A 14349-nucleotide genomic window follows, 5' to 3' on the forward strand; every position below is an offset into this window, starting at 1 on the left:
ACTTATTATTTTGTCAAAACCAGGTATTGATATGGTTGCATCTTAAGCGCAGCATTTAAGCTAACTTTAGTCCCGTCAAAAGCATTCTTCCATTGCTTACCCGCAATAGTTGCAGGCAAAGTGAAGTCCACCTCTTTGTTCCTCAAGTTAGATAAAACGAGCACTTGCTCTTTCCCAAGGGATTTGGTAAAAGCACAAACGTCATCACTGCTGTATGAGGCCAGTTCGCCCCTTCTAATGGCATTACTTTTATTGCGGAAAGCAATTACCTTTTTGTATTCTGCGGTTACTTCCTGGTTTGCATCGCCCAGCGCCCAATCTATTCTGCGGCCGGTAAACGGAAAGGTAAGGCGATAGGGTGTGCCTATTTCCTGCCCGTTGTAAACCATGGGGATGCCCTTCATATAGGCGACAACTACAAACGCCGCCATTGAACCGCTTTTACCGCCAAAAAGTTCAAGTGGTGTCCCGTCAGAACCATTTACATCATGATTGGTTAGGTAACGAACCACGGCCTGCCCTTCCTCGGCATCTTTAAAATCACGCTCGTTTAAAGCATCGATTGATTTTACCGATTTGTTTCTGTTGTAAATGCTTTTTAGATTTCCAAAGTAATTGAAGCCAAAGAAATAATCAAAACCCACGCTCAGGTATTTTGGGCTGCTGCCTTCGGCGAGCATTAAGAGCTTGTGCGTTTTAATCGTTTTCAAACTATCATTAACCTGTTTCCAAAAATCGAGTGGCGGACCATCAGCATAATCACAGCGGAAACCATCGATATTAGCTTTATAAACCCAAGATTTCATCGAATGGATAAGGGATTGCCTCACTGCGTCGTTTTTGAAATTAAGCTGAGCAACATCTTTCCAGGTTTCAGGGTATTTAATATTTCCAAGGCTATCCTTAACGTAATAATCTTTGTTGGCCATCCATGGATGATCCCAGGAGGTATGGTTGGCAACAATATCCAACATGACCGAAATCTTCCGTTTATGGGCGCCATCTACAAGTGTTCTTAAATCTTCAAGCGTGCCAAACTCTTTACCAACCGAATCATAATCGCGGGTTGCATAGGGCGAGTTAGCGCCCTTTAATACACCTACCGGATAAATCGGCATTAGGTAAATTACATTCACACCAAGGGCCTTGATAGAATCAAGTCGGGCAGTTACACCCGCGAAATTACCTTCTTTACTAAAGGAACGGGTGTTCACCTGGTAAAGCGTAACGTCTCGCCTGTCGGGCACACCATTAAAAGGCTTGCCATATTGTGGCGGATATGGTGAATTGTTCTGCGCAAAACTGGCAGAAACTTGTATCAGCCAGCAAATTGCAGCAATGAAAACACTTTGGAGATTTTTTCTCATGTTAAAAATTAAAATTTAATATATCGGCAACTTAACACATCGTACCATCAGGAGGTTTTTTATTAATCCTCCTGATGGCACCCGATGGCTAGTACCCAGGATTTTGTTTTAAATTAGGATTTGCATTCATGGCCGCTGTTGGAATCGGGAAAAGCTGCCAGTGGCTATCTACCGCAGGTACAAGGCCATGGCCAAGCGTAAAAGTACCAAAACGAATCATATCCTGGCGGCGATGTCCTTCCCAGTTTAACTCAAAGCCACGCTCATCGTAAATGTTATCAAGTGTTGGATTTGCAGCCAAAGGACTTAATCCTGCCCGCACCCTAACCTGATCGATAAATGGCTTTGCAGCCGCAGCGTTGCCTAAGCGTACGTTACATTCTGCAATCATCAACAACACATCCGCATACCTGTAAATTGGAAAATCATTCGAACTTCCGCTGCCATCGTTAGGTGCCACCGGATAAAATTTAACGCCACGAACGCCTTCTGTAATGCCTGCGCCAGGATTTATCAATGAAGTAACTTTCGGTGTATAAGTTACGCCACCGGGTTGAGGGCCAATTAAAAACTGTTTCCTTCTGATGTCATCGCTGGCGTATTTGTTGTACGTTTCTTCGGGTACAATGGTGCCATTCCACCCCGCGAAACCAAACATTGCTATCCCGTTAAGGCCGTTTACACTTCTTAATGCAAGCACATTGTTTCCAATAACGTTACGTTTTAACCAAATGGCCAGAATGGTTTCATCATCCGGACAAACATCGCCAAAGAGTTCAAAGTAGCGGTTACCAAGCGGACTCGAAGTACTTGCAGTACCCGGGTGTAAGGTGTAGCCGCCAGATGCAACTTTTGTACAGGCTGCAAGGCACTCCGCCCATTTCGTTGTTCCGGTATAAACACCGGCATTCAGGTACATTTTGGACAAAAAGGTGTAAGCTGCCCATTTGTTAAACCTTCCGTAGAACACGCCACCTTTTGTTTCTGGCAAAAGGTCGGCATTTGCAGTTAGCTCGCCTACAATCCAATTAAAAATTTGCGTCCTGGTCTGTGTTTTCAATTGAGCCGTTGTAATGTTATTGTCGGTATAAAAAGGCACATCGCCAAAATCATCTATCAGCAAATAATAAAACCAGGCCCTCAACACCTTTACTTCTGCCAGTTTTGCAGCCGGCGCATTTGCCTTTTCCAACTGTTCTACAGCGAGGTTTGCCAGATAAATGGAATTGTAACAGGCATTCCAGGTGGTATTGATTTGCCCGAGTGCCGGCGTCCATGCCCTTGTATATAGGTAGGCATTTTCCGGCCCCCAGTCTCCGCTTACACGATGCGGCACAACCTGCTCATCGGTACACATATTATTTGTGTCATAGTAGCCATTATCGCCACCACCAAACTGCGGCATACGGGCGTATACACTTGCAAGGGCAATATCCGGCCCTTTTGGATCTGCAAAGAACTGGTCGGCGGTGTATTTATCGTAAACATTTTCGTTTACCTTGGTACAACTCTGTGCAATTATTGCCGCCGCTATAATGGTTATTATCGTTAGTTTTTTCATGATGAATCTATTTTAAAATGATGTTAAGGCCCAGTGCAATGTTGCGTACCCTTGGATAAATTCCATTGTCGCCGCCTGTTTCTTCAGGGTCGATTCCTGAATATTTGGTAATAAGCCACAAATTCTGACCGGTTAGTGAAAAACGAACTGCACTGATGTGCTTCGATTTTGAAGTAGGAATTCTGTAGCCAAGGTTCACATTTTCCAACCGGATAAACTTGCCATCTTCCAGCCAGTAATCCGATGCCAGAGGATATGCAGAGGTGAAGATATTATCATCTATCGCACTTGCCAGTAGGTTCGACTTACCCAGGTTTTCCAGAAAACTCAGGTTAGATCTCAAAGAATTAAACAGCTTATTACCGCCAGATCCACGCACCAGAATCGATGCATCAAAGTTCTTATAACTAAAGCTAGGAGTAAAAGCGAAGGTATATTTCGGTTGCGTCTGGCCGGCAAAAATCCGGTCCGGACTGGTTGCTCCGGCGTCTATTCTGCCATTTTTATCCTGGTCTACAATCGTTTCAGCACCATTCGTGCCCACGCCCTGGTGCTGCAGAATGTAAATTGAACCAATTGCCTGTCCAACTACGAGGTAAGCATTCTGCCCGCCATAGCCAACATTGTTCGTAATAAGAGGTACGCCGTTTAAGGAGCCGCTCAAATTTAACACCTTCGAATCCATCAGGGTTAAGTTACCCCCAAGGCTTAACCTTGTGGATGAGTTGCGTATGAGTTCGTAGTTTAGGGCCATTTCTACACCCCTGCCCTGTATACTGCCAACATTTGCCTGAATAGAGCCTGTTGGAAACGGTGGCTGAGGAACGGTATAGCCATATAATAATTTATCGGTTACATTTTTATAAATGTCGAAGCTTCCGCTTAAACGCCCGTCAAACAATCCAAAATCCAAACCTATGTTAGTCGATTTCTTGCGCTCCCACTCTAAGTCGGCATTTGCATTCTGGGTAACTCTGAAATTGGTTTGTACGTTTCCCGCAAAATAAACTGTACCCGAGCCCTGAACAATTTGCAGTGATTGCAATACATTCAAAGGTTGCTGGTTACCGGTAATACCGAAACCACCTCTCAATTTTAAAGTGCTGAATATTTTCTGGTTTTTCATAAACGGTTCCTCGTCTATTTTCCAGGCCAATGAGGCAGATGGAAAATTACCCCACTTATGGTTGGCACCAAAAACTGTTGCTCCATCCCGTCTAAAGTTAGCGGTAAGCAAATAGCGATCTAAGAATGAATAGTTAAACCGGCCTAAAACAGACACTGTTCTACGTTGATTCCGGTACGAAGAATAGTCGCCGGCCTGAACCTTTGAAAAATCGCCCAAGCCCAGGTTATTATAGGTAGCCAGGTCATTCACAAAGCCTCTGGCAGCACTTCCACTACCCGAATCCATCTGCGCCTGCCATTCATAAACCGCAGCGGCGTCGATATGATGCCTGCCAAAATCCTTACTATAATTTAGCTGGAAATCCATCAGTTTATAGTCTGAATTGTTATTATTTACGCTGGCGTAACCTTTCTGGTCAATCGCCGCCGCTACTGTGGAAACTGCCGGAGTGTAATTGCCCGAAGTACCGTTCGTTTTCTGCCAGCTTCCAAAGGCTTCAGCCGAAAGGCCACTGATAATTTTGTAGTTTATGCGCATAGAACCAAGCAATCTATTCGTTTCGCTTTCGCTGATGATGGTATTCGCCGCAGCGAGCACATTCAGCGGCTGGAACAAATTCGGATCAGTAAAATAAGAACCATCGGCTTTGTAAACCGGATCGGTTGGCCGCGATATGTAGGCATTGGAAATTAAGTTAGACGTGAAAGCAGCCCTGCCAATTGAACCCGGACTACCATTATTTTGTGAATTCGTTCCGTTTAAGGTCATCGTTATAGAAAGCTTATTATCAAGTGCTTTCTGTGTGGCTTCAATCCTGCCGATAAACCGTTGGTTATCTGAATGAATAACAATACCGTTTTGAAGCACCATACCCAACGAAGCCCGGTAGCTAAAGTTGTCGCTGCTCCCGCCAAGTGTTAGGGTATGATTCTGGGTAGTTCCTGTTCTGGTTAATAGTCCGAACCAGTCTGTATCTGCGCCAAAATTTGAAGAAGCAGGAATGCCACGTGCAGCAGCCTGCTGGCTCCACTCAGCAGCTGTTAACATTTTCAGCTGCCTGGTTACAACATCTACAGAGGAGTTTGCATTGTACTCAATTGAAGTGCCACTACGGCTCTTTTTCATGGTTACAATTAATACACCTGATGCACCCCGCGAACCATAAATGGCCGTTGCAGAAGCATCTTTAAGCACTTCTATACTTTGGATTTCTGTTGGTGGTATCTGGTTTAGAAAACTTACATCGCCCTGAACACCATCTATTACCACGAGTGGATTATTGTTGCCCTGAATAGACGTTATTCCACGGATTTTAATGTTGGGCGCACTTCCTGGCTCGCTACCCGTTTGTGTAATAACCACGCCTGCCGCCTTGCCGGCTATTTGTTGCAGCGGACTGGTGATGGCCCCCTGGTTAAAATCTTTACTGTTAATACTGGCTACAGCCCCGGTTAAATCTGATTTTTTCGTGCTTCCGTAGCCAACAACCACAACATCTGCCAGCGATTTGGCGTCTGGTCGCAACTGGATAACCATCGGTTTACCTGCAAGCAAAACCCGTTCTGCTACATCGTATCCAATAAAACGAATGGAAACAGTTAGTGCTGTCTGGCTGCTGCTAATTTGAAAAGCCCCTTTCGCATCAGTAGCAACCATTTGATTGGTTCCTTTTACCTGCAGTGTTGCACCTGCAACTGCCTCGTTATCTTCATCAACAACCCTTCCTGTAAACGCAGCCTGTTGCCCATGGGCAATGCTTAACGTCAGCAGAAAAAGCACCGTTAGTCCATACTTAAAAAAGTAAAAAAAGTAGTTTTTTCTCATAATGATTAGTCTTAAAATTTGGTTAGCGCAGCTTCAAATGGTGGTCTGAAGAATGCAAATCAAAGTAAACAGACTTTAAAATCAATCACAATAGCGAAGAAGCCGGATATTGAAAAAAATGTTATCAACATCAAACTAAATACTTAACTAACAGTTCGTTATTAGAATGACCGACTCCAAAATATATAGATTTTTAGCTTCCTAAGCCTACAATTTCCTAAAAAACTGCCCTGAAATTCGAGCTTTTCAAGCGGTTTTTAAGCCCTTTTTAGATAGACTTCACCCTGTCAAACTTCAACAAAAAAGCCACACATAATTTGCGTGGCTAACCTTAAAATTTCGCTCATCTCAACTGTTGAAAAATCATTCTTTAGGCGGGTTAAATCTTGCTTTAACTGAAAGTTGCAGGCAGTTCATTTTTAACTGTCCTGATGTTCATAATTTTCTTTTTGAAACAATCATTAGCAACGAGCGAACGGTTTTTAACCTTAGTTTTATAGGTGTAGATGGTGTTGACGGAGTAATTTAATATTTTGGCAATCGTCTCATTTTCGTCGATGCCCAATCGGATTAATGCAAATATCCTCAGCTCATTATTTAGCAAGTGACCGGGAACAATTTGTGTTTTGTGTTCTTCATCAAATAGTTTATTAAATTCCTCAATAAAATCGGGGAAAATATTCAGGAAAACCTCATCAAAGCTCTGATAGAAGCTTTCCCGCTCAAAATTGGTGTTCAAACGGTTTACAATAACCTGCAACTCATCATATTGTTTATGATTAACGATCTTCTCAAGCGAACGTTTAAGCCGGTCTAGCTTTTCAATATAATCGGCGTTTACATTAAAAAAATGCCCGATATATTCTTCCTTAATCATATTTACCTCGTCAAGCTTTCGGTTGGTAAGGGTTAGCGACTGATTGGCCACATCCAGCGAAGTGTTAATTTTCATCAGCTTAGCATTAGCTTTATTCAAATCCTCGTTTTGATTTACAATTAACTGGTCCGCTATCCGTAATTTCTTCAACTGCCTGAAAGTTGTAGAAGCAAAATAAATCGTCAGGACGATTAATGAAGTAATTATGGATGCGTAAATCAACAACGACTGCTTCTGCTTTTCAATGTCGTTCACCTTTTCGCGTTCAATAATCGGTAATATGTTGCTTATTTCTACCTTCCGCTGCTTTGCACCGTAAAAATTATTATCCTCAATTGCACTGTGTATATAAGTAAAAGCTTCCTTTATCTCTCCTTTTTGATATAGGTACTTCGCCAGGTTTACCAGCGCAAGCGACTCTTTTGTAGAATGTACATTATCAATTATCGATGATCTCAGCAGATAACTTAAGCCGAGCTCGGGTTGGTTAACGCTGAAATATAAATAGCTTAGGCAACTATAATTTATGGCACTATCCTGAAAGGTCGATTTCTGCTTTAGCAATTGTTCGTATGGCTGGATGGCGGCCCGGTAATGTTTGCTCCGCAACAGTTTTAATCCGGTTCCGGATAAGGATTCATAAGAGCCTTTTGGATACCTCGCCACAATGGAATCGCAGAACGTTAAGCCCCGCTGCGTATACAATTTGCTGTAGTAATCTATTTTATTGTAATCGGCAAGGTCGAAATTACTCCTGGCCATTAAAAAATAGTACTCAAATTTTTGCCTCGCATTTAAAAACCTGGTTTGCACGGTTTGCAAAGTATCAATACCCTCTTTAAACATGCCCGACGAAACCAAAACAAAGCCGAGGTTAACTTTAGCGTAACTGATTTTGTTATCATCTTTTAAAAGATAGGCGCATTCACCCGCCTTTTTGCAGTAAACATAGGCCGAATCATGAATGAAAGATTTATAAGCATTAAATAAATTAAGATAGCTTTGGTAACGTGAATCGACGGAATTGAAATTATTTTTCAATTGCTTTTGAAGCAGCGTTATACTCGCCCATTTCTTCTTATCGAGATTTTCTTTGTTAATAAGAACGGTACCGAGCACTTTTTTTAGACTGTCTACCTGCGTGCTCGCCTCAGCCCGAACACAGAAAAGTGTTTGGAAAGCTAAAATAAACAGCATGCAGATAGTTAAACCCCCATTTCTTAAAAAGCGTCTCATAATTGTTGGAGATGATTAAATTAGGACGCTCAGATGTATTGGGCAGAATGATTTAAAACCACAATGCCGACCATACAAAATCACGTTCGTTATACCTGGTAAACCAAATATAATATAAAATGAATCTGAAAGTTCAATTTGTCACTTATGTTACAAAGTGATAGACTATTGTTGCACATCCCGCAGCAGGGCGTTTCAAGCACTTACATATTCGAAACAGACCGGCTTTTACTTTTCAAACCGTTTTGTATAATGAACAACAGCACAACGAGCATCACGGCATAGCAGGCATATACAACATTTTCCCCACCTGGGTTAGCCTTGTTAGAAACGGAAATGGCAAACAATGCCCATATGCCCACCACCGCAAACTCCCGGAGGTTACGAAAATAGATTATAAGAATGTTCACCAACCCGGCAACCGCAACCATAATAATGGCCCAGGTAGCATTGCCGATACCCCAACCCTGCCATTCCAGTTTAGTAAGATACGCAGAAACATCTGCAACCAGGGCCACCGTAATCCATCCGCTATAAATGGCAAATGGCCAGTAAACAAATAAATATGCTTTTAATGGATGGCCATCCAGTTCCATTCTGGTATTGATTATAATTTTCACCAAAGAAAAAAGTAACACCAGCATAATCAGAACAGATAAACCAATATTATCGGTTAACCAGGCAACTACCCAGCTGGCATTTGCCAAACATGAAACCACAAACCACCAGCCTATTTTTGAAACCACTTCTGATTTCGACGGATGGTCCTTTACATTTATGGAGGTGTAAAGTACGAAACCCAGCAAACCCAAATAAATAACCCCCCAAATCGAAAAAGCAAACCCTGCCGGCGTAAAATAGTTGAAATATCTATCAGAAATGGTTTTCATGCTATTGCCATTGAGCAAACCAGCATTGGCAATGTAGTTAACCGCAATGGTTATAATCAATGCGATTACGTTAGCGATAGGAAGCAGTTTATCAGTCTTTTTCATGCTGGGAATGGGTTACCAGGCAGCTTGTAAGTTCATTTTGAAAGATGCCTGAAGGTAAAACCAAAAATAACTCAAATTGTTGGTAGGCTTATTAAACGGTAAAGCAAGGAAAAGGTTTGTATGGGCGTGGGTATCGGTTGTAAGCGCTATGGTTGGGAATGTGGTGCTTATTTTCCGATACCGAAAGTAAAGTAATACTGATTAATAGATAGTTAAACCACTTAAGGTAAAAATTCGGTACAAAACGAAGAAGATCACTTATTATTAAACAGTACTTGATATCTTTCTTCTAACAAAATTTTGTATTTTTCTTTATATTCGTCAGAAAGAAACGAACGTTGTATCCACTCATCCGCTAGCGGTTTAAATTTTTCAAATCGTTTAAAAACACTCCTCATTTGCTTTTTATTGAGATCAAGCTTCGTTCCTAAATATTGGAAATGCTCCAAGCCTAGTTTTTTCTTTTTGCCTTCTAATGTTAAAGCCAATTCCTCCTTATCCTCAGGATTTACAATTGCCACATTTAATAAATCGTAAGCTGGAGATAAGCTCCACTTCTCATTATCTAATAACAAAGAGAAATTTTTGAGGTGCATATCATTATTGCCTGTTAAAAAACTGAAAACAGTTAATTCAAAATAGTAAAGTTTATCAAATGCCGAACGATTAGAATATTGTCCCACAGCTTTACCAACCTTTTCCATCGAACTTTTGTATTTATCAAAAGCTTCCAAAATTTGAAACATATCGATCATGTGTTTCTTTTCACCTAAATCAGTTCGGTCAAATCTTTTAGTGATGTAAGAGAGTTCTCCAGATTTTAAACGAATTAAGCTGGACTTTGCAGTCTTCATTCCAAAAGCTTCTGCCATTCTCATGGTTAAATGTTCATTCTGTGGCATTTCTGTAAATATTTGAGATGGTGGTTTGAAGATATAATTACCTCCTAAAGCACCAACAACTGTCAGCCGACCCTTTGTACCATCATCTAAGGCAGAATTGACCATCGTTAACGACAGTTTAGGTTGTACTCCAGGAACTGCAATACTTCTTTCTATTATATTCTTTGCTAATTCATCCATCTGGGCTAAAGAATAAGAGAAGTCGGGCTGCTGTTTGGTGCCAAAAAAATCTAAACTGCAATACTCATGGAAATCTCCATTCGTTTCTTCAGGCAGCTGAGCATAACAGTATAAACACTTCTTATTCATCGGCTGTAGTTATTGGTTTAACACTCACAGCACCTATACAATTTCGGCAACAGGCTAAAAGTAATCCCATCCTGTCATTGTGATTAATTTTCCAGTTTTTTGAAGCGATATCCAAAAGCCATCCTTCTGGTATCAATCCTTCAAAAAAAGGGAATAGCCTCTTCTCTTTGTATTTACCTTTAACTACAGGCATAGAGAAAGTAATAAACTGGTTTTGATAGTTAGCGACATAATCCGGCTCATATTCAAATGTGTATTCACCATCGTTTGTCTCGATTAAGATACCAGCCAGTATTTCTCGATAAAAAATTTCTGCCTTTCTCATATTACATCATTTTTTGAAGCATAGTTTCTTCAATTGGCGCAAGTATATAGCCGAACATCTTTAGCACTTGGTTAATGCTAGATAGGTTGAGATTCTCTTTTCCCTGCTCAATTTTGCGTATTACAGTAAGGGCAACACCTGCCCTATCCGCAAACTGTTCTTGGGTTAGCTTTTCTTCTTTTCTTTTCTCTTTAATGAATTCTGCAAGATGTTTCATTATATGCAATTACTCGTATTTCTATCAAATATATAAAATTATATGCAAAAAGATATAAATACATACAATTATTCGATTTATATGCAAAAAGATATAACTTAGTGAAGTTGGTTGAAATACATAAACTAATCAAATGTAATGTTAGAAACGCTAAAAATTGTATCGAATACTTGCATAAAAGCATCTGCCAATGAGCGGTATGGAGGTGAAGTTCTGTTCAATGATTGAGCTGCTGAAAATATTAAACGCTCTTTCATTTGTAATGTTCTCAACCCTCATGCAAGTTGAAAGTGGTTTTTTGACGAACGTATAATTAAGCTCCAGGTCGCTTAAAAGGATTGTAGCTTTCTGGGCAGTAAACAGATTATTATTGAATAGATTGGTGCTAAGCATAACATAGAAATGAGGAGTAAACAGAAACCGATTGTTAATAGTAGTCCTTAAATTGGAAATTCTGTTCGTTGTATTTTCTGTCACACCACTCGGAAAGTTGTAATGATTGATTGAAAAAAAACTTTGAGCCTTAAAAAAATAACGTCTGTTCCAATTTTTCTTTATTGAAACATACAAATTCGTTGCCCTAAATTCTGTTGCTAACAGCCCTTGATTAAAACGCAGTAGTCCACCAGAGTTTGAGTATGTCATCCCGAAGTTGAGCAGTGCATTTATCAGCAAAGATGGCACCTGATTGTCTATGTTAACAGAGAACTGACTTGTAGATTTGTTAACCAACCTGTTTGAAACAAGTTGCAAGAAATACTTATAGGAATAATCGGAAACCACATTGTTGAACCAATGGTCTGAGGTAATCAGAAACGATGTTTGGCTGAGGTCACCTGGCCATTGCCATGACATTACATAGTTAAGGCGGAGTAACTTTCTTCCTCTATCGATACCCTGGGCTTGATAAAAAGACGTTGAGGAAGCCGGATAGTAAGCGTCAGATAGTTGGTTAATGTTTGGTGGTGCTTGAGAATAAATCCCGTTGAATCGACATGAAAAAAACTTAAACAATTCAAACTGTTGTGTTAAAGATGTATTTATTGTTAAGTTGAACCTATTTTTCGCACTGGAAGAACCTTCGATTAATACGCTAGCCACCCCTATTTCTGCCTTTATCAGCATGGGTTCTTTGAACAAAAACCTAACCGTTCTGGATAGATTAAGGTTCAAATTGAATAGTTGGTATTTAAGCTCGTTGTTAAGTGAATCTGGCTTTGTACTTAAGCTTTTATCCCCATTTAACTCTGTATAGTTGGATAGATTTATTACACTTAGATTTGAAGATAGTCCTATTTTATTAATGATTCCCCTAGCACTTCTACGAAATGATGACCAGCTTCCGCCTATTGTTTTAAATTTGGTGTGAATTCCCAGGTCCATTGAATCGTAGACGCCTGGGCTATTAAAGACCTGTCCTATATCCTGTGAAATGTTTCTGGCTGCCTGGGCTAGCAGTTGGCTATTGACAAAAATGGAGTAACTGTTTGCCTGCTTAGCATTTTTTCGAACAGAATAAGTGGCCATGAGGTCCAAACTATGCCAGTCATTACGGATTGATTTTTCCAATGGAGAGCCAATACTGAACCCCCGGTATATAGAGTTGCGGCTTCCAAGGGAGCCGTTAAAGAAAGCTGTGGCGTAAATGGAGAGTTGTTTGGTAGTATCGATATTAAAGTCAAAAGTCTGGCGGATAGACCATATTCTCGGGCTACTCAAATTAGAAGCAGTATCAGCCAATTGCTGATAATATTTGCCATTGTAAATCTGTGAATTAGTGAAAGTGTTTTGCCTTTGAGAATCCCTGATATGGTTTAGTTCAGTTTGGCTTTTAACATTTTTTGAAAGTGGGGCATTGACCTGCAATCTAGAATCCCACTGGTTATTTTTAATATACCATCTATTCTCAAAATTGTTCAGTAAATGGAGGTTGTTGGAATTCACCAGCAATCCGGAAGCACCGATTTCTCTGTCGTTTTTTAATTCACGTTCCTGTTGGAATCCAATTCCGTTACCGATAGAATTATAGTTTCCTATATAGCCGATTTTCGTCTTAGTAAACATGGAGAAAATTACCGGCGAAAGGTTATAGCGTCCTTTGTCGCCAATTCCTACCTCTCCATCTCCAAAAGCAGTACGCAACCTTGCATCCTTTTTTAATTCCAGATTTAAAAATACTTTTTTCTCGCCATTCAGACCCTTCAGTAGCTTTTTACTACTTTGATTTTCTATTGCCTGAACAGTATTGAGCATATGTATGGGCAGGTTGTTGATAAGCAAGTTTACCTTGTCTGAGAACAGTTCCTCATTGTCAATCATGAGCTTGTCGATGGATTGCTGCTTGTAGAGTATCTCGCCATCATTACTCAGTGAAAAATCGGGCAGTTTTAGCAAAATGTCCCTAAGTTTTTTTTCCTCTCCCTCCCTGTAAGCGTCGACCTTGTGGAACGTCGTATCGCCCCGTACCCATTTAATAGGAGCCGTTATATTGACCGTTTCCAGGGTATTATTTTGGCGCTTAAGCACAAATTCAACTGGGTTTTTCCCCAAGGACATGGCTATTCCTTTGATCGTCAATGGGTTATAGCCGATGTGGCTAACTTCTATTTTTATGGTATCTAACTGCGAAACCGCCAAAGAAGTTATAAAATTGTTTTTACTTCCTGTATTAAAATAGGCAAGTATTTGGGCCCCTTTAGATTTGGTGACCTTGATGGTAGAATTCTCCACCCCCACCTGTGCCGAATCCAATATAACGCCCTTGAGTACGGTTTTGGTTTCCTGAGCAAAAGATGGGGAAAAGTAAATTGTAAATAATATGAAAACGGAAATTAGCCTCAACGCTTTACTGATTGGTTAATTCTGCTTGTTTCTGTATCTTACTCTTTTCTCCATTTGTACCAGCTCCTTTTTTCAAATCCGGCATTCTGCTGAATGACTGACTGAATTCTTTTGGATGGAATACTGCTTCGGGAATTTGAGTACCTACGGTGTAAGAAGTAAGCTCATAACGTGTATGAATTGGCACAAACTCAGCACTCACCACTAATCCCGGAAGGCCGATGACCTTGGCTATACCAGCCTGTGTAGGGATACTTGGAGCGAACCAGGCTATCCATTGTAGATTGTTCTTAATCTTAAGCTGTGCCTTCTGGCACTTTAATCCATTGATGTCTTTATACTCATCCAAAAATTCCCAAGTATAAAAGTCTCCCTCGAATCTTTGTATAAAGTTAAAATCGGCCTTGTTCGTACCAGTTATATGCGGTCGGTAAACTCGCTCCAGGCTGTCCATGTTAACGTAGAAAAGCCGCTGGACACTGTCCATGCAGATAGCAACATTATAATTTTCCTTTAATTCAATGCGTCCATTTGGGTAATCCGAAAGATAACTGGGGTATTCGAAGTAAATATATCGATTTCCCTTTTTGAAAAACAGGCCCTTTGACTCAAGTGTAGCGACTTTCTTATTTGTGAACTGTTGCGATGAGCCTAAAATATCTTGGGAAACCTTGTAATTTGCCTCAATGTTCTGTGTCTTACCAATTAATGGAAAAAGCATCAGGCAGTATAATATATAATGAAATTTCATAGAAGAGGGTTGGGC

The 14349-nt window shown here is 40.6% G+C and carries 10 protein-coding genes; all 10 read right to left on the minus strand.

Going from position 1 to position 14349, the window contains the following annotated elements; genetic code table 11:
* Positions 1-5 precede the first annotated feature (5 nt).
* The 10 genes from AC0IWT_RS05905 to AC0IWT_RS05950 all read right to left on the minus strand — a co-directional run bounded on the left by AC0IWT_RS05905 (position 6) and on the right by AC0IWT_RS05950 (position 14334).
* A complete protein-coding gene (locus AC0IWT_RS05905) occupies positions 6-1367 on the minus strand; it encodes an alpha-amylase family glycosyl hydrolase (RefSeq protein WP_471796399.1) in 1362 nt (453 codons plus the stop codon).
* Between the two features lie 88 nt (positions 1368-1455).
* Complete coding sequence (locus AC0IWT_RS05910) at positions 1456-2928, minus strand: RagB/SusD family nutrient uptake outer membrane protein (RefSeq protein WP_471796400.1); 1473 nt, start codon at positions 2926-2928, stop codon at positions 1456-1458.
* Between the two features lie 7 nt (positions 2929-2935).
* The gene (locus AC0IWT_RS05915) at positions 2936-5881 is read right to left on the minus strand and encodes a SusC/RagA family TonB-linked outer membrane protein (RefSeq protein ID WP_471796401.1); all 2946 of its coding nucleotides are present in this window, start codon (positions 5879-5881) and stop codon (positions 2936-2938) included.
* A 391-nt stretch (positions 5882-6272) separates the two neighbouring features.
* Entirely contained in the window at positions 6273-7994 is a 1722-nt protein-coding gene (locus AC0IWT_RS05920) for a DUF6377 domain-containing protein (RefSeq protein ID WP_471796402.1), read from the minus strand.
* 203 nt (positions 7995-8197) lie between these two features.
* Positions 8198-8989 carry a hypothetical protein gene (locus AC0IWT_RS05925; protein WP_471796403.1) on the minus strand — a complete coding sequence of 264 codons (792 nt, stop codon included), beginning with the start codon at positions 8987-8989 and terminating at the stop codon, positions 8198-8200.
* 254 nt (positions 8990-9243) lie between these two features.
* The gene (locus AC0IWT_RS05930) at positions 9244-10200 is read right to left on the minus strand and encodes a HipA domain-containing protein (protein WP_471796404.1); all 957 of its coding nucleotides are present in this window, start codon (positions 10198-10200) and stop codon (positions 9244-9246) included.
* On the minus strand, positions 10193-10525 hold the full coding sequence (locus tag AC0IWT_RS05935) for a HipA N-terminal domain-containing protein (protein ID WP_471796405.1): 333 nt from the start codon (positions 10523-10525) through the stop codon (positions 10193-10195). Before AC0IWT_RS05935 ends, AC0IWT_RS05930 begins: the two co-directional genes overlap by 8 nt.
* 1 nt (position 10526) lies before the next feature.
* Positions 10527-10742 carry a helix-turn-helix domain-containing protein gene (locus tag AC0IWT_RS05940; RefSeq protein ID WP_471796406.1) on the minus strand — a complete coding sequence of 72 codons (216 nt, stop codon included), beginning with the start codon at positions 10740-10742 and terminating at the stop codon, positions 10527-10529.
* Positions 10743-10892: 150 nt separating this feature from the next.
* A complete protein-coding gene (locus AC0IWT_RS05945) occupies positions 10893-13583 on the minus strand; it encodes a hypothetical protein (RefSeq protein WP_471796407.1) in 2691 nt (896 codons plus the stop codon).
* Positions 13584-13587: 4 nt separating this feature from the next.
* Positions 13588-14334 carry a GLPGLI family protein gene (locus AC0IWT_RS05950; protein ID WP_471796408.1) on the minus strand — a complete coding sequence of 249 codons (747 nt, stop codon included), beginning with the start codon at positions 14332-14334 and terminating at the stop codon, positions 13588-13590.
* Positions 14335-14349 lie beyond the last annotated feature (15 nt).

Source organism: Pedobacter sp. AC464 (assembly GCF_979253075.1).

Excerpts from the sequence above, each read along its gene's own strand:
- AC0IWT_RS05905 (WP_471796399.1), bottom strand. The coding sequence starts at position 1,367 with ATGAGAAAAAATCTCCAAAGTGTTTTCATTGCTGCAATTTGCTGGCTG.
- AC0IWT_RS05910 (WP_471796400.1), bottom strand. The coding sequence starts at position 2,928 with ATGAAAAAACTAACGATAATAACCATTATAGCGGCGGCAATAATTGCA.
- AC0IWT_RS05915 (WP_471796401.1), bottom strand. The coding sequence starts at position 5,881 with ATGAGAAAAAACTACTTTTTTTACTTTTTTAAGTATGGACTAACGGTG.
- AC0IWT_RS05920 (WP_471796402.1), bottom strand. The coding sequence starts at position 7,994 with ATGAGACGCTTTTTAAGAAATGGGGGTTTAACTATCTGCATGCTGTTT.
- AC0IWT_RS05925 (WP_471796403.1), bottom strand. The coding sequence starts at position 8,989 with ATGAAAAAGACTGATAAACTGCTTCCTATCGCTAACGTAATCGCATTG.
- AC0IWT_RS05930 (WP_471796404.1), bottom strand. The coding sequence starts at position 10,200 with ATGAATAAGAAGTGTTTATACTGTTATGCTCAGCTGCCTGAAGAAACG.
- AC0IWT_RS05935 (WP_471796405.1), bottom strand. The coding sequence starts at position 10,525 with ATGAGAAAGGCAGAAATTTTTTATCGAGAAATACTGGCTGGTATCTTA.
- AC0IWT_RS05940 (WP_471796406.1), bottom strand. The coding sequence starts at position 10,742 with ATGAAACATCTTGCAGAATTCATTAAAGAGAAAAGAAAAGAAGAAAAG.
- AC0IWT_RS05950 (WP_471796408.1), bottom strand. The coding sequence starts at position 14,334 with ATGAAATTTCATTATATATTATACTGCCTGATGCTTTTTCCATTAATT.